The following is a 19,097-nucleotide window of genomic DNA, read 5'->3' as shown; positions in this document are numbered from 1 at the left end:
CCGACGGCGGATCCGGCGCAGCCGAGGCGCGCCCGTGTAATCGAAAGATGTTGCAGAGAAGCAATATTGGCGATTCAACCGAGAGCTGTCGGTTCGCCGTGCGAGCGGTGGCCGCCCACCGCGGAAGGACGCTAGCGGCAGCCGGGCGGGCCGCGCAACCGTTGCTCAGCGAGTGTCGGCCAGGTCACAGCAACCGCACACGATGGGACGAATCGGTCGAAATTGCCGGGAACTACCGGCTGTAGTGGGCCGACTAAGTGGTCATGCAGCGAACAGCCATGCGGATCAGCCCGCAGGGAGATTTCGGTGTGGTGATCGAGGACTTCGATCCCGCATCGCAGGAAGACATCCGTGCGGTCAAGCGGGCGGTGTACCGCGAGCGCATCGCCGTGCTCAAGGGCATCGACAACCTCGACCCGCACCAATTCCTCGCGCTGGCACGCGGTTTCGGCGAACCGGTGCGGTACTACGAGCCGATCTACCACCACCCCGAGGTGCCCGAGGTATTCGTATCGTCCAATGTCGGTACCGGTCCGCAGCGCGTCGGCGTGCCCAAGACCGGGAAGTTCTGGCATTCGGACTACGGGTTCATGCCCCGCCCGTTCGACCTGACCTTCATCCTGCCCCAGGTGGTGCCCCAGCACAGCCGGGGCACCTACTTTCTCGATCTGGTAGCCGCCTATCGCGGGCTCAGCCCCGAGTTGCAGCGCGCGCTCACGGGCACGGTCGCCACCCACAGCGTCGCCCGCTACTTCAAGATCCGGCCGAGCGATGTCTATCGGCCCATTTCCGAGGTGCTCGCCGAAATCGAGGCCAAAACACCGCCGGTGCACCTGCCCACCGTGCATCCGCACCCCCACACCGGGGAGCCGGTGCTCTACATCAGCGAGGGCTTCACGACCTCGATCACCGACCGGGACGGGACCGACCGCCCCGACCTGCTGCGCGAATTACTCAGCGTCACCGGCCAACTCGACGAGACCGGCACGCATCCGGCGATCCGGCTGCAGACCTTCGAGCGGGGTGATCTGCTGATCTGGGACAACCGCGCCATGGTGCACCGGGCACTGCACAACGCCACCGCCGAGCCCGCGGTCTCGCATCGGGTCACGGTGTACGACGACGAACCGGGTGTGCCGGCATGACCGATCGGGTGTTCCCGGACGATCCGTTGCTGCTGGCGCAGGTCCTGCACTGTTACAAGCCGCACTGCCGTTATCTGCGTGCGCTCGAGGTCCGGTCGGGCGAGAAGGTCACCGCCACCGGCACTTTCGAGATCCCCGAATCCTGCTATATCGACGCGACCGGCCACCTCAACTCGGTCGAGGTGAACATCTGCTACAACCAGATGCTCTATCAGACCATCGCGGTCATGGTGCGCGAGCAGCTCGGCGTTTTCGCCGGGTGGACGATGGACGATTTCTGGCGCCGCCAGCTGCCGGACATTCTGATCACCCGCTTCCACAGCGATTTCCGCAGGCCGATCGACCCACGCCGCTTCTCCGGTGAGTTCACCCTCGACGACAGCCGGGAGCGCACGAGCTCGCTCGACGGCGCGCCGTTCACCGCGTTGGACACCTCGTTCCGCTGCTGGGACGACCACGGCGGCCACTGTGCGGGCGTCGTCCGGTTGGCGGTCGTCGACGCGGCCCGTGCACTGGGAGCCGCGCGATGAGTGTCCGCACGGTGACGTCGATTCTCGAAGAACACGCGGCGCACCGCCCCGAAACGGTCGCGATCTCCTGTGCTGGAAGAGAACTCGACTATGCACAGCTGCGCGCCGACAGCATCCGGCTCGCCCGCGCGCTGAGTACCGCCGGCATCGGCGCGGACGACAGGGTGGCCTACCTGGGTAAGGAATCCGTCGACTACTACGCGCTGTTCTTCGCCTGCGCGCGACTCGCGGCGGTGCTGGTCCCGATCAATTTCCGGTTGACCGCGCCGGAGGTCGAGCACATCATCGGCGACTCGGGCAGCACGGTGGTGCTGGTCGACGCCGACACCGCGGAGATCGCGCGGGCCGCCGCGCCGCACGCCCACATCGTCGACCTGGGTGGCGACGAGTTCGCGAGCTGGCTGGCCGGTCCCGCCGAGCCGGCACCGGGCGCCGCGGTCGGCGGCCGCGACGATGCGGTGATCCAGCTCTATACCAGCGGCACCACCGGCCTGCCCAAAGGCGTTGTGCTGGCGCAGCGCAGCTTCTTCGCCATCGCCGACGCGCTGGCCGACGCGGGGCTGGACTGGATCGACTTCCGCGCGGGCGACCGCAGCCTGATCGGCATTCCGGGCTTCCACGTCGGCGGAATCTGGTGGGCCATGCAGGGTTTCGCGGCGGGCGTCACCAATGTCGCGATGCCGCGGTTCGACAGCGGCACCGCGCTGGCACTGATCGCGCAGACCGGGATCACCACCATGTGTGTCGTCCCGTCGATGCTGCGGCTGATCATGTCCGAGCCCGCGATCAGCCCGGCGGCGGTCGAGTCGGTGCGCAAGGTGGTCTATGGGGGATCACCGATTTCCGAGACCCTGTTGCGCGAGGCGCTCGAGCTCTTCGACGCCGAGTTCGCACAGATCTACGGCCTGACCGAAACCGGGAACACCGCGATCTGCCTGCCGCCGCGGGATCATGTGCCGGGCAATCCCCGGCTGGCCGCCGCGGGACGGCCGTATCCCGGTGTGTCCGTGCGGATCATCGATGCCGCCGGGACCGCGCGACCGCCCGGGGAAGTCGGCGAGATCTGCCTGCGCTCCCCCGCCGCCATGCTCGGCTATTGGCAACTGCCCGAGGCCACGAGCCAGACGTTGATCGACGGCTGGATCCACACCGGCGACGCCGGATATGTCGACGCCGACGGCTACCTCTATATCCGAGATCGGTTGAAGGACATGATCATCGTGGGTGGTGAGAACATCTATCCCGCCGAGATCGAGAACGTCCTCGCCCGACATCCGGCCGTGGCGGACTCGGCGGTGATCGGCGTGCCCGACGACGTGTTCGGCGAATCGGTGCACGCGTTCGTCGCGTGCCGGCCCGGCACCGAGGTACGGGTGCGTGAGCTGATGACGTTCTGCCGGGAACACCTGGCGTGGTTCAAGATTCCGACCCGCTTCGAAATGATCCCCGCCGTGCCCCGCAATCCCAGCGGCAAGATCATGCGCTGGCAGCTGCGCGATCGGTTCTGGGCCGAGCGGGACAGACAGGTGAATTGAATGGAACCACTGACCTACGCCGCGGTGCGTGCGGACATCGCCGACGTGCTCTATCTCGAACCGGACGAGCTCACCGACACCGAGGATTTGTTCGCCGCCGGGCTGGACTCCGTACGGCTGATGGGACTCATCGAACGGTGGAAGAAGCGCGGCGCCGCACCGGCATTCGTCGATCTGGCCGAGCACCCCACCCTCGGCGCGTGGTGGCCGTTGCTCGCACCGCGGCCGATGCGGTGAGCTCGCCGCAAGGGCGGCCGCTCACCGCCGCCCAGCTCGGCGTCTGGCTCGGCCAACAGCTGGACCCGGCGTCGTCGGCGTTCAATATCGCCGAGTACGTGGACATTTCCGGCCCGCTAGCGCTGGACGCACTGGTGGCCGCCATCCGCGCCGCGGTAGCCGAGACCGAAGTACTGCGGACTCGCTTCGTGGCCGACGGCCCGCGTCAACTCGAGCACACACCGGATCAGGCGGTGCAGGTGGTGGACGTCTCGGACGCGCCGGACCCGCTGGCGGCCGCCCGCGCGCTGATGGACCGCGACGTGGCCGAGCCGCGCGACCTCACCGGCGACGAGTTGTTCGCGCACATCATCTTCCGGCTCGGGCCGCACCGCACCCTCTGGTATCACCGCGTGCACCACATCCTGCTCGACGGCTACGGCATGGCGTTGATCGCGCGCCGCGTCGCGGAACTGTACACTGCGCGGCTCGCCGGAACGCCCACGCCGCCCTATGCTTTCGGATCCTGGGACGCGGTGATCGCGGCGGACGCGGCGTATGCCGAATCACCGGAGATCGAGCGCGACCGGGCGTACTGGCTCGACTATCTCGGCGACCGCCCGGCCCCGGTGACGCTGTCCGGGGCCACACCGCACGCGCCGAGCAGCGCGGGCCGGACACTGCGGGAGTTCACCGCGCTGGACGAGGAGACGGTCGCGCTGTTGCGCCGGGTCGCCGAGACCGCCCGCGCGAACTGGACCGACGTGCTCACCACGGCCATCGCCGCCTACGTCCACCGGATGACCGGAGCGGCCGAGGTATGCCTCGCGCTGCCGGTCATGCTGCGCACCGGTACTCCCGCGCTACGGGTGCCGTGTATGACGCTCAACGGCGTCGCGCTGTGGACCGAATTCGCGGGCGAACCCACGCTGACCACGCTCACCGGCCGGGTCGCCCGCGACCTGATCCGCGGCCGGCGCCACCAGCGGTATCGGAGCGAGCAGGTGCGTCGCGACCTGGGCCTGGTCGGCACCGATCGCAGCATGTACGGGCCCTCGGTCAACATCATGCTGTTCGACTACGACCTGCGCTTCGGCGCGTGCGCGAGCACGGTGCACAACGTCACCGCCGGGATGATCGACGATCTGGTGTTCAACCTCTACGACCGCGGCGACGGCCACCCGCCCACGCTGTACCTCGACGGTCATCCGGGCTCCTACACCGCGGCCGAACTCGCTACTCATCTGCGACGATTCACCACGTTCCTGCGTCGCGTGCTGACCGCGCCCGACCGCCCGCTCGCCGCGATCGATCTGTTCCTGCCGGGCGAACGTGCAGCACTGCACGCCGACAGCTTTGGGCCCGAGCGCCGTTGGCCGGAGCACCTGGTGCACGAAGTGCTGGCAGCGCAGACCCTGCGGTCGACAACGGCGACGGCGATCGTCGCCACCGGTGGCGACGGACGCCGGGAAACCCTGTCCTACGGCGAACTCGCCACGCGGGCAGATCGATTGCAGGCCGCGCTGACGGCGGCGGGGACGCGTCCCGGCAGCGCCGTGGCGGTGCTGCTCCCGCGCACCGGCGAGGCGATCGCCGCGGTCTTCGCGGTACTGGCCTGCGGCGCGGTCTATGTCCCAGTGGACCCGGGACAACCCGCCGCCCGCACCGCCCTGCTGCTCGACGGGCTTTGCGGCCGAACCGAACTCGGCGCGATACTCACCACGACCGCACTGACTTCCCTGCTCCCCGCCACACTCGCCGATCGAGCGGTGCTGGTCGACGACCTCGCTGCGGCCACCGCGGAGAAGGTCACGCCGCTCCTGCATCCCGATCATCCGGCGTGGGTGATCCACACCTCCGGCACCACGGGCACACCCAAGGCCACGGTGCTCTCGCACCGATCCGTCCGCAACCTCTACCACCACCATCGCGAGCACCTGATCGAGCCCGCGGTGGCGGCGTGCGGTGGCAGGCGGATGCGGGCGGCGCTCACCGCGTCGATGACCTTCGATACCGCGTGGGAGGGCCTGCTCTGGCTGCTGGCGGGCCACGAACTGCACGTCATCGATGACGAGCTGCGGCGCGACCCCGACGCGCTGGTCCGCTACATCCGCGCGCAACGCATCGACTTCCTCGATATCACACCGACTTTCGCGCGCGAGCTGCTCGCGGCGGGACTGCTCACCGGGCCGCACCGGCCCGCAGTGCTCGCGCTCGGCGGCGAGGCGACCGACGCGGCCCTGTGGTCCGAATTGCGCGCCGAGCCGGAGATCTCGGTCTACAACCTCTACGGACCGACCGAGTGCACCGTCGACGCCAGCTGGACCACGATCGCCGCGCACGCCGCGCCGTCCATCGGCGGGCCGGTCAGCAACGGGCGGTGTCACGTGCTCGATCCGATGCTGCGGCCGGTACCGCCCGGGGTGGTGGGCGAACTGTATGTCGGCGGCCTACCTGTCGGGCAGGGCTATCTCGGCGAATCCGGCACGACCGCCGCGAGATTCGTCGCGGACCCGTTCGAGCCGAAGGGCGGGCGGCTTTATCGCACCGGCGATCTGGTGCGCCGGCAGCCCAGCGGGGGCTTGGCTTACCTCGGACGCGGCGATACCCAGATGTCGTTGCGCGGCTATCGAATCGAGGTCGGCGAGGTCGAAGCCGCAGTGGCCGCCCACCCCGGCGTCGGCGGCGCGGCGGTGCGGGTACACGCGGAGGTGCTCGTCGCCTATGTGGTGCCCACGGCGGGCGCGGCGCTGCCGGACCCGCGCACGCTGCGGCTGTACCTCGCGGCACGGCTGCCCGACTACATGGTGCCGTCGATATATCTCGAGCTGCCGCGCCTGCCGCACACCGCCAACGGCAAGCTGGACCGGGCGGCGCTGCCCGCACCGCCGGCCGCCGCTGCCGCCGAACGGCCCGCCCGCACGCCCGCGGAGCAGACGCTGGTGCGGTTGTTCGCCGAGGCGCTGGAGCTCGATTCGATCGGCATCGAGGACGACTTCTTCGCGCGCGGTGGGCATTCGCTGCGCGCGGCCCGGGTGCTCAACGGGGTGCGGGCCGCCTTCGGTGTGCGCTGGGATCTGCGCACCATGTTCGACACACCGACCGTCGCCGGATTGGCCGAGCGGCTCGAGTCGGGCCGATCAGCCGATGAATTGCCCTGGAGCACCGCCGATCTAGAAGAGGACGTGCACCTGGTCGACGACCTCGTCGCGATCGGCGAGGCGTCGACACCGCCTCGGGTCGCACTGCTCACCGGTGCGACCGGGTTCCTCGGTGCGTTCCTGCTCGCAGCGCTGCTGGAACACACCGACCTGCGGGTGTACTGCCTCGTCCGAGCGCAGGACGACGCCGCCGCGACGACCCGGCTCCGGGACACCCTCGCGCGCTACGGACTTCGCGACCGGGCGGAGGCACCGCGCCCGGCAGATCTGTCGCGCCCGGGATCTGCCCGGCGCGAATCCCGGATCGTCCCGCTCGCAGGCGATCTCGCCGAGCCGCTGCTCGGCCTGTCCCCCGCGCGCTACCGGGAGCTGGCCGACACCGTGGACACCATCGTGCACAACGGCGCTCGTGTCCATCACTTCGAGCCCTACGCCAGGCTGCGTCCGGCGAATGTCGAAGGGACCGCACGCATTCTGCGGCTGGCCTGCACCGGCACCGCCACCTCGGTGCATTTCGTCTCCTCCGTCGACACCGCCTTCGCGGTGGACGGAAATCCGGCGGTGCTGAGCGAGGACCGCCGGGTGACCGCGACGTCGTTGCCGCCCAACGGCTATGTCGCGAGCAAGTGGGTGGCGGAGGGGCTGCTGTATGCCGCCGCCGCGCGCGGTGTGCCGGTGACGGTGACCCGGCCGGGCCGGATCGGCGGACACTCCGGGTCCGGCGCGTCCGGCCCGGACGACGCCTTCTGGAGTCTGCTGCGCGCGATGGTCGTGCTCGAGGCGGTGCCCGACGAGCTGTACCGGACGGGCACGGTAGACGTGGTCCCGGTGGATTGGGCGGCCGCTGCCATCGCCCATTTGGTGACGCACCGGCCCACCGGTCGGACATTCCATCTGACCAGCGAGCAGCCGCTGCCCTTCGCGGCGATCGTCGCGGTGCTGCGCGAATCCGGCTATCCGATCGCCACCGTCCCCGCGACAGACTGGCACAACCGTTTGACCGCACTGGCGGATCAGGCTTCGGCGCAGGGCGATCACGCCCTGACCATCGCCCGCGCACACGCCGCACATCTGGCACGGCCGGGTGCCGCCGTCCGCTACAGCCGCACGAATACTCGCGCCGCCCTGGCGGATGCCGCCCTACCGCAACCGGATTCGCTGTCCGCGGTGCGGGCCGGCGTCGACTACCTGATTCGGACCCGTTTCCTCCCGCCGCCCGCGGTCCCGGTCGGCGCGCAACCATCGAAGAGGCACCCATGCTGATCAAACACGCACTGCTGCCGGTACTCGCGGCGAGCGTGCTCGCCGCGACCGCCTGCACCACGTCGGTGACCGATGCCACCGATACCCGGCCCGCGTCCGCGGCGACCGAAGGCGTCACGAAATACCCGCTGTCCCTGGAGAACTGTGGAAAGAGCTACACATTCACCGCGGCCCCGAAACGCGTCGTGGTGATGAACGGCGGTTCGGTCGGCGAGGTGTCGGCGCTGCTCGCGCTCGGCGTGGCCGACCGGGTAGTGGCCAACGCCCAGTCCTACGGCAATTCCGACGTGCCCGGCCGCGCCGCCGCGATCGATGCGCTCCCCACCGGGAACATCACCCCGAACAGCCTGCAGGACATTCCCCGGGAGGCCATGCTGAACCAGCGGCCCGATCTCGTGATCTCCACCGGCGGCGGCGGTTTCGCCGCCGACCAGGGCTTCGCCACCAGGGACGAGCTGGCCGCCGCCGGTGCGAATACCTATGTGCCCAGGGCCAACTGCGGCGTCACGGGGGCGGTCACCGGCACGCCGACGATCGAGGACAGCTACGCCCTGCTGCGCGACCTCGGGGCCATCTTCGACGTGCCGGGCCGGGCCGATCGGCTCATCACCGATTCGCAGCGCGCCGTCGCGGCGACCACCGCCCGGGTGGCCGGGCAGCCGAAGAAAAACGTCCTGCTCGTCTTCGCCGGGATGGGCATGGGCGGCGACGATTCCGACTTCTCGGCGATCGCGGCGGGCGGCATCTGGAACGACGTCATCGGTAAAGCGGGTGGGGTGAATCCGTTCGAGCGGACCGACGGCACCACGTTCGTGACGATCAGCAAGGAGCAGCTCGCCGCGACGCCCATCGACGGGCTGGTCGTGGTGAACTACCGCAGCCCCGATATCGACGCGGTCGCGAAACGGATTCTCGCGCAGTTCCCGCAGTGGCCGGCTGCCGCGACCGGAAGCTATGCGGTACTGGCGGATTCGATCTACCTCGGCCCGAGCAACGACGTGGCGGTGGGGCGCATCGCGAAACTGGTGCACCCCGAGCAGTTCCGGTGACGCGAACCAGCCCCCGGCCGCCACTGGCCAGGGTGCCGCTGCCGATCGCGCTGGGCGGCGCGGCCGCGGTATTGCTCGCGGTGACGGTGCTGTCGATCGCGGTGGGGTCGGTGACCGTGTCCGCGGCCGACACCGGCCGCGTGATCGTCGCCCATTTGTCCGGAGGGACAGCCGATGTCGGCTTCACCGTCGATCAGATCGTCTGGAGCTACCGGCTGCCGCGGGTGCTGCTGGCCGCGCTGTGCGGCTGCGGACTCGCGGTGGCGGGGGTGATACTGCAAGCGCTGGTGAACAATCCGCTGGCGGACCCGTACGTGCTCGGCCTGTCGTCCGGGGCTTCGCTCGGCGCGGTCATCGTGATCGTCACCGCCGGCGGCGCGCTCGGCGGCGTCGGGGTGTCCACCGCGGCGTTCTGTGGCGCGATCGCCACCATCGCGGTGGTGTTCCTGCTCGGCCAGCAGCGCGGCAGGCTGGCGCCCACTCGACTGGTCCTCGCGGGTGTGGCGGTGGGCTATCTGCTGCTGGCGGCCACGAACTATCTGCAACTGCGCGCGACGCCGAACGAGCTGCGCACGGTGATGTTCTGGACGATGGGCAGCGTGGCGGGGGCGCGGTGGGATCGGCTCGGCCCGGTCACCGTGGTCGTGCTGGTGACCGTCGCGGTGGTGCTGGCGTTCGGGCGCCGGCTCAACGTGCTCGGCACCGGTGACGAGCAGGCGACCGCGCTGGGCGTCGACGTGCGGACGCTGCGGATCCTGCTGCTCGTGCTCTCCGCGCTGTTGACCGGCGTCCTGATCGCCGCCGCGGGCGGGATCGGCTTCGTCGGCCTGGTGATCCCGCATGTGGTGCGGCTGGCGTTCGGCCTGGACCACCGGCGGGTACTTCCCCTCTCCGCGCTGATCGGAGCCGCGTATCTGGTTGCGGTGGACCTGCTTTCGCGCACGGTCGACGCCCCCAACGAGCTGCCGCTCGGCATCTTCACGGCGGCGTTCGGCGCGCCGTTCTTCCTGTGGCTGCTGCGTCGCAACGGCGGTCTGCAATGAGCGCGCGACCGGCCGCCGAATTGTCGGTGACCGGCGTGCGGGTCACCTTCGGCGAGGCCGCGGTGCTCGACGGGGTGACGTTGCACGCAGCGCCCGGGGCGGTGGTGGGCATCGTCGGGCCGAACGGCAGCGGCAAGACCACCCTGCTGCGCACGATCTATCGATCGCTGGCACCCAGCAGCGGCGTCGTCGCCGTCGACGGTGCCGATATCGGCGCGATGTCGATCCGGGCGGCGGCCCGCACCACCGCGGCGGTGCTGCAGAACGGCTCCGGGGCAACCGAACTCACCGTGCACGAGGTGGTGCGGCTCGGCCGCAATCCGCACCACTCGCTGTTCAGCAGGGACACCGCGGGCGACCAGTCGGCCGTCACGGACGCGATGGCGCGCACCGGCGTCACCGCCTACGCCGAGCGCACCATCGGTTCTCTCTCCGGCGGTGAACGCCAGCGCGTGCTGCTCGCCCGGGCGCTGGCGCAGCAGCCCCGGCTGCTGGTGCTCGACGAACTGACCAACCACCTCGACGTCCGTGCCCGATTCGAGCTGCTCGACCTGATCCGCTCGACCGGCATCACCACCCTCGCCGTCCTGCACGAGCTGGATCTCGCGGTCCGCCACTGTGATCAGCTGGTCGTGCTCGACCGCGGCGCGGTCGTCGCCGCGGGCGAGGTGCTCGACGTGATGACCCCCGCCCTGCTCCGCAAGGTCTTCGGCGTGCTCGCCACCACCGCCCGGCACGAGGACGGCGTCATTCGATTGCACTACGCGGCAAAGCCTTTGGCCGACTCATGAGACCCGTGGCGGGTCAGGCGCGCATGCCGCCGTCGACGCGCAGCACCGTGCCGGTGACGTAGGAGGCCCGGTCACTGAGCAACCAGGCTGCGGCCTGGGCGATTTCGTCGGGGTCGGCGGCCCGGCGCAGCGGCGTGACGGCGTTGAGCCGCTCGATGACGCCTGGGGACTGCGCATCCCAGTCGTGCAGCATCTCCGTCGAGGTGGTGCCCGGCGCGATGGCGTTGACGCGGATGCCTTCCGGGCCGTACGTGACGGCCGCGCTCACGGTGAGGCTGTTGACGCCCGCCTTCGTGGCACCGTAGGCCGGAAGTTCGGGGTTGCCCATCAGGCTGCCGACGCTCGAGGTGTTGACGATCGCGCCCGTCCCCGCGGTGGCCCGGATGGCTTCGATCTCGGCGACCATGGCCACCCACGTGCCCTTCAGGTTCACGTCGTAGACATGGTCGAAGTCGGCTTCCCGCGCCTGGTCCATCGGGCCGGGCGGCACGCCGGCCGCGCCGTTGTTGAAGGCGACGTCGAGTCGCCCGTACCGATCGACGGCATGCGCGACGGCGGCCCGTACGGCGGCCGGATCGGCGAGGTCGCACACCACGTAGTCGGCGGTGCCGCCCGCCGCGGCGATGTCCTCGGTCACCGCTTCGAGCTGTGTCTCCGTCCGCGCCGCGAGCAGCACCCGGGCCCCTTCCCTGGCGAACAGCCGCGCCGCGGCGGCGCCGATCCCGCGTCCGGCACCGGTGACGAAGGCGACCTTGTCGGCCAGGAGATCCGCTCCGGCGATCTGTGTGTTGTCCATGGCGTCAACCCTCGGGCCGGGCCCGCGGCCGAGCCAGGTACCGGGTGTACCTGGCTCGGTACGGCGGCGCTCGAGCACACTGGAGGCGTGGACAGACGAGAACTCGCGGACTTCCTGCGCAGCAGACGGGAGCGGATCACCCCGGCCGACGTGGGGCTGCCCGCGGGCTCCCGCCGTCGCACGCCCGGCCTGCGCCGCGAGGAGGCCGCGCAGCTGGCCTTCATCTCCACTGAGTACTACACGCGCCTGGAACAGGCTCGCGGTCCACGTCCGTCGCGCGAGGTGCTGGCGGGGCTGGCCCGGGCGTTACGGCTTTCGGACGCCGAGCGCGACCACCTGCACCACCTGGCGGGCGCACCGCCCGGCCCTGCCGCCGGTCCGTCGCGCGAGGTACGGCAGAGCATCCTCGATCTGCTGCAGCGGCTGCCGCAGGCGGCCGCGGTCGTGCTGTCGGCCACCTACGAGGTGATCGCGTGGAACGATCTGGCCGCCGCTCTGCTGGAGGACTTCTCCGCGCTCTCGCGCCGCGACCGCAACCTGGTCCGGCGCGCCTTCCTCGGCCCGCAGGTGGCGGGGCGGCGGTTGTACGGAGTGTCCGACGCCGACGAATTCGCGCGCAGCGCGGCCCACGTCCTGCGCGCCACTGCGGCCCGTTACCCCGACGATCCCGAGGTGGTCGAGCTGGTGCACGAACTCCGCACGGGCAGTGCGGAATTCGAGGCGCTGTGGACCGATCATGACGTCTGCGCGAAACCCACGCTCTGCAAGATCTTCGACCATCCCCTGGTCGGCCCGGTCGCCGTCAACTGCGACGTCCTCGACATCTCGGACCGGGACCAGCGCGTCGTGATCTATACCGCCGCACCGGGATCCTCCGCCGAAGAGGCGCTGCGTCTGCTGTCCGTGATCGGGACGCAGCGGATGGACGCCACCCGCTGAGCCGTACCGGTCCGATGCTCAGACCGGGACGCCGCCGTAGGTGCGGCGGTGCTTGGCCTCCAGGAAGGACAGCGCGCCGAACGCCATCAGGCCGAGCGCGACCAGGATGAGCAACCAAGGGCCGAAAGGCATTTCGGCGAAATCGCGCAGGACCGCGTCGACGCCCTTGGCCTCGGCCGGGTCATAGTTCAACGCCGCGACGACGGCGGCGAGCCCGATACCGAGCACGACGACACCGCGCGCGACGTAACCGATGCGGCCGAGCCAGATCGCGGCCTGACGCGCGCCGTGCGTCATCCAGCCCATGCGCAGGTCGTCGACGAATTCCAGGCGCAGGCCGCGCACGGTCTGCCAGATCCCGAAGGCGATGACGGCCAGGCCGAGCAGCAGCACGACCACCTGGCCGCCGTCCCAGCTCAGGATCCGGGCGGTCAGGTCACGGGCGATGGCATCGCTCGGCTTCGGCGTCCGGCCGTGTACGACGTACCGCAGTGTGCCCAAAAAGGCCAGGGCATAGACGATTCCGGAGAGTGCGGCATAGAGCCGGTGTCCGCCCGAATAGGTCCGCCGGGCACTGGCCACCTGGGTGACCCGCCACGCCACCAAGGCGGCGAACCCGAAGACGAGAATCCACAGCAGCAGATACCCGAGTGGTTTGCTCGCGATCGCCGCCAGCACACCGCCGCCGTCCGGCTCGTGTTCAGCCGTGCCGATCGCCGGTAATGCCCACTTCGCCGGAATTGACACGGTGCGGTGCGAATTTTGGGCGGCCGGAGCCGGTGCGGGCCACCAGGAGTCATCGCGCGCGAGGCGAAGGTTGTTCCCGGCCAACAGATCCTGGGCGAGAAGGGCGAGGTAGCGGCCGGGCGGCTCAGCCGTTGGCGCTGCGCCGGATGCCGAATCGGGTTGCGGCGACCAGATCTTCACGACCGCGCGCGACGCGCGAACGGACCGTGCCGACCGGGCAGCCGCACACGGTGGCGGCCTCGGCGTAGGACAGGCCGAGCACCTGGGTGAGCACGAGCGCCTCCCGGCGTTCGGGGGCGAGGTCGTCGAGCAGCAGGTTCAGTTCGACGATCTCGGCGAGGCCGTCGCGGCGCGAGACCTGACGGTCGGCCGCGGCCGCCCAGTCCACCCCGTGCGCGATCTTCGGCCGCGCCACCGCCATCCGCACCTGATCGACCACGACGCGGCGCGCAATGGACAGCAGCCAGGTGCGCGCGCTGGCGCGGCCCTCGAAACGCTTGATGCTGCCGAGCGCGCGCAGGTAGGTCTCCTGGGTCAGGTCGTCGGCCCGGCCGACCTCGGTCAGGTGGGCGAGCAGCCGCCACACGTCCTTCTGCGTGGCGCGGATGAAGCTCTCCAACGCCCGCCGGTCGCCGCGAGCCGCCGCCAACGCCAGGCGGGTGGTCTCGTCGTCGTCGGCGGGGGTGGGCATGAGGTGAACAATAACCGCCGCCACGGCGGCCTCGACAACCGGCGAGCGACCCCGGGGAACTTCGACGGCTCCGTAGACGACAATCTGGACGTGGAGTGCAAAGAGTGCCGGACGGCTCTGTCCGCCCGGATCGACGGCGAACGGGAGACCGTTCCCGCGGCGCGCGTGGACGAGCATCTCGAGCAGTGCGGCGAGTGCTGTTCCTGGTACATCGCCGCCGTCGAGACCTCGAAACGGCTGCGCGACACCTCGTCGTACGCGCCCGATCTGACCGATGCGATCTTCGCCGCCGCCGAGCTGGAACGGCCGGATCGCGCGCGACTGTCGCGATGGCGCGCGGCCGTGCCCGGGGTGCGCGGTGTCGCGTTCGCCACAGGCGCCGGCTGGGCGCGTGTCGCGCTCGGCGCGCTCGGTGTCCTGCAATGCGTGCTGGGCCTGGCGCAGCTCGCCGGGATCGACTTCGGCATGAGCCATCACCACGGCGCCGAGATGACCCGCCATCTGCTCAACGAGAGCACCGCGTGGAGCCTGGCCATCGGCATCGGATTCCTCTACTGCGCGGTGCGCCCGCACGCCGCCTCCGGGGTGCTTCCGGTACTCGGCGTGCTGGTCGCGGCGTTGAGTGCGTTCGTCGTCGCGGATCTGTACTCCGGCGTGGTGCCGATCTCGCGGGTGCTCTCGCACGGCGTGCTCGTCGTCGCGCTGGCGCTGGTCGTGGTGGTGCATCGCACCCGCCGCCCCGAAACCTCGCCACCGGCCAGCGATCGGGCACCCGCCGATCTGGTGTTGCCGCCGGGCGCCCAGTTCGGCCGTCGCCTCGGCCACCTGCGTTCCACCCAAGATCCCGCCGCGTGAACGGACTTTCATGACCATCGAGCTCGACCAGCTTCGACCCGATCAGCCTGCCGCAGCCACCGAACCGACCCGCATCTCGCTCGCCGTCACCGGCATGAGCTGCGCGGCGTGCGCGAATCGGATCGAGCGCAAACTCAACAAGGTCGACGGCGTGACCGCCTCGGTGAACTACGCCACCGGCATCGCCACCATCGACGCCGCCGCGGGCATCGCCGCCGAACAACTCTGCGCCGAGGTCGACGCGATCGGCTTCGGTGCGGCGCCGGTGACCGACCGGGCCGAGGCGATCAGCGCCGCCCCGGAGGACGCGGAGGTCAGCAGCCTGCTGCGGCGGCTGGTGGTCGCGCTGATGGTGTTCTTCCCGCTGGCCGATCTGTCGGTGATGTTCGCCACCATCCCCTCGACCCGCTTCACCGGCTGGCAGGTGGTGCTCACGGTGCTGGCGCTACCCGTGGTGGTCTGGTCAGCGGCGCCGTTCCATCGCAAGGCGCTGGCCAACGCGAAAGCCGGTGCGGCCAGCATGGACACGCTGGTCTCGGTCGGTGTGCTCACCGCGACGCTGTGGTCGCTGGACACCATGTTCTTGCACCCGAACAGATCCGGCCCCGCGCCCGACGGCGTCTGGGCGGCGATCTGGGCGAGCGACGCGATCTACCTGGAGGTCGCGGCGGGCGTCACCGCATTTGTCTTGGCCGGACGGTATTTCGAGGCCAAGGCCAAACGGTCGGCGGGCAGCGCGCTGCGGGCACTGGCCGCGCTGGGTGCGCGCGAGGTGACCGTGCTGACCCGGGACGGTCGCGAAATGCGGGTTCCCATCGGCGAACTCGTCGAGGGGCAGCGTTTCGTGGTGCGTCCGGGCGAGACCATCGCCACCGACGGGCTGGTCGTGTCGGGTGAATCGAGTGTCGACGCCAGTGCGATGACGGGTGAGTCGATCCCGGTCGACGTGCATGCGGGCACGGCCGTGATCGGCGGCACCACCGCGCTCACCGGACGGCTGATCGTGGAAGCCGCAGCGGTGGGCGCGGATACGAAACTGTCGGGCATGATCCGGCTCGTCGAAGAGGCGCAGACCGGCAAGGCGCGCATGCAGCGCATCGCCGACCGGGTGTCGGCGGTGTTCGTGCCGTTCGTCTTCCTGATCACCGCGGCGACGTTCGTGATCTGGCTGATCGCGGGCGCCGGCGCCGATCGCGCGGGCGCGGCCGCGCTGGCGGTGCTGGTGGTGGCCTGCCCGTGCGCGCTGGGGCTGGCCATTCCGACCGCGCTGATGGTGGCGTCCGGGCGTGGTGCGCAGCTGGGCATTTTCATCAAAGGCCACCAGGCCCTGGAGGCCACCCGCGACGTGGACACCGTGGTGCTGGACAAGACCGGCACCGTGACCAACGGCGCGATGAGCGTCGTCGCGGTGACCGAACACGCGCCGTACGCAGTCGCCGAGGTGCTGCGGTGGGCCGGCGCGGTGGAGGCGGCCTCCGAGCACGCGGTCGCGGCCGCGCTCACCCGCTACGCCCGCGAGCAGCTCGACGACGACCTGCCCGCTGTCGAATCCTTCGAAGCGCTACCGGGTTTGGGCGCGCGCGGCGTCGTCGACGGACGCACCGTGCTGGTCGGCCGGGCACGGCTGTTCGACGATCAGGGCATCGAGATCCCGCAGGAAGCCCAGCGCGCGGTGCGCAGGCAGGAGAAGTCCGGGCGCACCGTGGTGCTCGTCGCGGTGGACGGTGCGGTCGTCGCGGTCGTCGCGGTGGCCGACACCGTCAAGGACACCGCGGCGGCGGCGATCGCCCGGCTGCACCGGCTCGGGCTGCGCGTCCTGATGTTCACCGGCGACAACGCCTTCGCCGCGCAGGCGGTGGCCGACGAGATCGGCATCGATGAGGTGGTCGCCGAACTGCTGCCGGAGGGCAAGGTCGAGCTGATCGCCCGCATGCAGGAGCAGGGGCACCGGGTGGTGATGGTCGGCGACGGCATCAACGACGGCGCGGCGCTGGCCACCGCCGACCTCGGCATGGCGATCGGCGCGGGCACCGATGTCGCGATCGCGGCCGCCGACGTCATCCTGGTCCGCGAGGATCTGGGCGCGGTCGCCGACGCGATCGAGTTGGCGCACGCCACATTGCGCACCATCAAGGGCAACCTGGTGTGGGCGTTCGGCTACAACGTGCTCGCCATTCCGGTTGCCGCACTGGGCTTCCTGAATCCGCTGATCGCCGGTGCGGCCATGGCCTTCTCGTCGTTCTTCGTGGTGTCGAACAGCTTGCGACTGCGCAAGGTGCGCTTCGCGCGGTGAGCCCGAACCGGTTTCGCCGGGCTCAGCGCCGGGTCTGGGCCAGTTTCTCCAGCATGGCGTTGTAGGCCTCGAGGTCCGAGTCGCGGTACTCGTCGTCCTTGCGGTCGGTGCGGACCGCCGTGCGGCGGTCCTGCGCCGCCCACTGGGTCAGCAGCGCGCCGACCACGAGCAGCACCGGGACCTCGCCGGAGACCCACGCGATGCCACCGCCCATCCGCTGATCGGCCAGCAGGTCGATGTTCCACGGCAACTGCAGGTTGGTGTAGAAACGCGACCCGATGACCGTATTCATCGACATCACCGCGACACCGAAGAACGCGTGAAAAGGCATGACCGCGAACAACACCCCGAGCCTGCCCAGATGCGGCAGACGGCGCGGGCCCGGATCGATGCCGATGATGCCCCAGTAGTACAGGTAGCCGACGATCAGGAAGTGCACGTTCATCAGCACGTGCCCCCAGTGGTAGCGGATCAGGCTCTCGAACAGCGGCGTGAAATACAGCCCGTAGAGCGAGATCACGAACAGGGTCAGCGCGGTCGCGGGGTGCGCGATGATCGCGGTCGGGCGCGAATGCAGCAGGGCCAGTACCCATTCCCGGACTCCGTGCACCTCGCCGCGCTTCGCCGCGGGGACGGCGCGCAGCAGCAGGGTCACGGGCGCGCCGAGCACCAGCAGCACCGGCACGAACATGTTCAACGCCATATGCGTGATCATGTGCATGCTGAACATGGCGAAGCCGTAGGTGCCGATGCCCGACGAGGTCGCGATGAGCAGTGCGGCACAACCACTTACCCAGGACAGCGTCCGCCACCGCGACCAGGCGTCACCACGCCGGCGCAGGCGTACCACGCCGATCACGTAGAGCACGATGCCGGCCACCGCCGCGGTGCCGATCACCAGGTCGAACCGCCAGAGGGTCAGCAGCCGTGCGACATTCGGCGGATCGAACAGGTCGAAGCCGAGGAACACCTCCTGCGCGGTGAACGACCGATCGGCGAAGGCGGGTGCGGGCTGCACCGCCATCGCCACGGTCGCGCCCAGCGCCACCGTGGAAAGCGCTGCGCCGCAGGCGATCAGCAGCGTCGTCCGGCGGTCGGCCGGCGCGGTGCGGCGCGCGAACGCGAACCGCAGCACGACCGCGAGCCCCCCACCGGCCGCGCCGACCAGCAGCGCCAGCCTGCCGTAACCGGTGCTGAACACCGCGGACCAGGGCAGCAGGATCAGCCACAGCACCAGTCCGCTGAGCGCGGCGGCGAGCACGCACAGCAGGCCGATGATCGCGCCCCGGCGCACCGCCGTACCCACGTTGTCGCCTTGCCTGCGTCCGTGTTCCGCGACGCACCACAGCAGACCGGGCAGCACCGAGACCGCCAATTGGAAGATGATCATCGCGCCGGTGCCGTAGTCGTGGTTGGGGCCCTCCCCCGCGTTGCCGACCATCGCGGGCGGCAGCACGGCGATCGCCGCCACCAGCAGCAGCACCGCCGCGCCGTTCCAGGACAACATGATTCGCGCGCCGAGCGTCACCACCGCGGCGAGCACCGCGACCACGATCCACGCTTTCGGCTTTTCGCCGGCGTCGATCAGCGCGCCGAGCGCGCCGAGCCGGAAGACACCCGACACCGTCATGCCGCCGATATTCGCCGCGGTCACCGGGATGAGCGCCAGCGCCGACAGCAGCCACACCACCCCCGCCCGCTCGGCCAGCCGGAGGCCGGCGTACCCGTCGACATCGAGGCGTCCGCGTCCGGTGACCGCGGTACAGCACACCGCGTAGACCAGCGCGCCGAGTGCGGTCGCGCCGGCCAGCGCGGCGGCGACGCGCAACAGCACGTACCCGAGGACGTCGGCGAATCCGGGATAGGCGGTACCCGCCGCGCGATAGGGCAGTTCGCCCGCCTCGACCACCGAGCCGATGACGACGGCGAGCAGCACGACCGCGGTGACGAACCGGACCAGGTGGACTGTCGAGCGTTTCACCTGCACGTTGAAGTCCACCATCCTCTGAAAAGTCCACGCACCCACAACAGGTCTCGCTGGAC

At 70.2% G+C, this 19,097-nt stretch carries 15 protein-coding genes; 11 read left to right on the top strand and 4 right to left on the bottom strand.

Features of this window, described 5'->3' with window-relative positions; translation table 11 throughout:
• The first annotated feature begins 263 nt into the window (after positions 1 to 263).
• From scoE to NVU01S_RS13525, 8 genes are read left to right on the top strand one after another with little or no spacing between them, the layout of a single operon-like run.
• Positions 264 to 1,145 carry a (3R)-3-[(carboxymethyl)amino]fatty acid oxygenase/decarboxylase gene (gene scoE / locus NVU01S_RS13560; protein ID WP_244467261.1) on the top strand — a complete coding sequence of 294 codons (882 nt, stop codon included), beginning with the start codon at positions 264 to 266 and terminating at the stop codon, positions 1,143 to 1,145.
• A complete protein-coding gene (locus NVU01S_RS13555; RefSeq protein ID WP_043671276.1) occupies positions 1,142 to 1,675 on the top strand; it encodes an FcoT family thioesterase in 534 nt (177 codons plus the stop codon). The genes scoE and NVU01S_RS13555 overlap by 4 nt, the downstream gene beginning before the upstream one ends.
• On the top strand, positions 1,672 to 3,210 hold the full coding sequence (locus NVU01S_RS13550) for a long-chain-fatty-acid--CoA ligase (RefSeq protein ID WP_043671273.1): 1,539 nt from the start codon (positions 1,672 to 1,674) through the stop codon (positions 3,208 to 3,210). The genes NVU01S_RS13555 and NVU01S_RS13550 overlap by 4 nt, the downstream gene beginning before the upstream one ends.
• Positions 3,211 to 3,447: a phosphopantetheine-binding protein gene (locus tag NVU01S_RS13545; protein WP_043671270.1), complete on the top strand. Its 237-nt coding sequence runs from the start codon at positions 3,211 to 3,213 to the stop codon at positions 3,445 to 3,447.
• Complete coding sequence (locus NVU01S_RS13540) at positions 3,411 to 7,850, top strand: non-ribosomal peptide synthetase (protein WP_052280645.1); 4,440 nt, start codon at positions 3,411 to 3,413, stop codon at positions 7,848 to 7,850. The genes NVU01S_RS13545 and NVU01S_RS13540 overlap by 37 nt, the downstream gene beginning before the upstream one ends.
• Positions 7,844 to 8,899, top strand: coding sequence for an ABC transporter substrate-binding protein (locus NVU01S_RS13535; protein ID WP_043671267.1), 1,056 nt, complete (start codon positions 7,844 to 7,846; stop codon positions 8,897 to 8,899). Before NVU01S_RS13540 ends, NVU01S_RS13535 begins: the two co-directional genes overlap by 7 nt.
• Positions 8,896 to 9,942: a FecCD family ABC transporter permease gene (locus tag NVU01S_RS13530; protein WP_082032070.1), complete on the top strand. Its 1,047-nt coding sequence runs from the start codon at positions 8,896 to 8,898 to the stop codon at positions 9,940 to 9,942. Before NVU01S_RS13535 ends, NVU01S_RS13530 begins: the two co-directional genes overlap by 4 nt.
• Entirely contained in the window at positions 9,939 to 10,733 is a 795-nt protein-coding gene (locus NVU01S_RS13525) for an ABC transporter ATP-binding protein (protein WP_043671264.1), read from the top strand. Before NVU01S_RS13530 ends, NVU01S_RS13525 begins: the two co-directional genes overlap by 4 nt.
• 13 nt (positions 10,734 to 10,746) lie before the next feature.
• Here NVU01S_RS13525 and NVU01S_RS13520 read toward each other — a convergent pair whose 3' ends face one another.
• The gene (locus NVU01S_RS13520) at positions 10,747 to 11,529 is read right to left on the bottom strand and encodes an SDR family NAD(P)-dependent oxidoreductase (RefSeq protein WP_043671261.1); all 783 of its coding nucleotides are present in this window, start codon (positions 11,527 to 11,529) and stop codon (positions 10,747 to 10,749) included.
• Positions 11,530 to 11,616: 87 nt separating this feature from the next.
• Between NVU01S_RS13520 and NVU01S_RS13515 the strand changes: the two genes are divergently transcribed.
• Complete coding sequence (locus NVU01S_RS13515; protein ID WP_043671258.1) at positions 11,617 to 12,468, top strand: helix-turn-helix transcriptional regulator; 852 nt, start codon at positions 11,617 to 11,619, stop codon at positions 12,466 to 12,468.
• A gap of 18 nt (positions 12,469 to 12,486) precedes the next feature.
• On the opposite strand, the gene NVU01S_RS13510 is transcribed toward NVU01S_RS13515, so the two are convergent.
• Positions 12,487 to 13,215, bottom strand: coding sequence for a DUF1206 domain-containing protein (locus NVU01S_RS13510; RefSeq protein ID WP_043671537.1), 729 nt, complete (start codon positions 13,213 to 13,215; stop codon positions 12,487 to 12,489).
• A gap of 124 nt (positions 13,216 to 13,339) precedes the next feature.
• Positions 13,340 to 13,906 carry an RNA polymerase sigma factor SigC gene (gene sigC / locus NVU01S_RS13505; RefSeq protein ID WP_014987684.1) on the bottom strand — a complete coding sequence of 189 codons (567 nt, stop codon included), beginning with the start codon at positions 13,904 to 13,906 and terminating at the stop codon, positions 13,340 to 13,342.
• Between the two features lie 3 nt (positions 13,907 to 13,909).
• Here sigC and NVU01S_RS13500 point away from each other — a divergent pair, with 3 nt between their 5' ends.
• Entirely contained in the window at positions 13,910 to 14,761 is an 852-nt protein-coding gene (locus NVU01S_RS13500) for a zf-HC2 domain-containing protein (protein ID WP_052280644.1), read from the top strand.
• A gap of 10 nt (positions 14,762 to 14,771) precedes the next feature.
• Positions 14,772 to 17,054: a heavy metal translocating P-type ATPase gene (locus NVU01S_RS13495; RefSeq protein ID WP_043671254.1), complete on the top strand. Its 2,283-nt coding sequence runs from the start codon at positions 14,772 to 14,774 to the stop codon at positions 17,052 to 17,054.
• 22 nt (positions 17,055 to 17,076) lie between these two features.
• Here the strand turns inward: NVU01S_RS13495 and NVU01S_RS13490 are convergent, their stop codons facing one another.
• On the bottom strand, positions 17,077 to 19,056 hold the full coding sequence (locus NVU01S_RS13490) for a bifunctional copper resistance protein CopD/cytochrome c oxidase assembly protein (protein ID WP_043671251.1): 1,980 nt from the start codon (positions 19,054 to 19,056) through the stop codon (positions 17,077 to 17,079).
• Between the last annotated feature and the right edge of the window lie 41 nt (positions 19,057 to 19,097).

It is taken from the genome of Nocardia vulneris, assembly GCF_001613425.1.
GTDB classification, from domain to species: Bacteria; Actinomycetota; Actinomycetes; order Mycobacteriales; family Mycobacteriaceae; genus Nocardia; species Nocardia vulneris.
The sequence above is the reverse complement of the archived record's forward strand: the minus strand, read 5'-3'. Positions and strand labels throughout refer to the sequence as shown.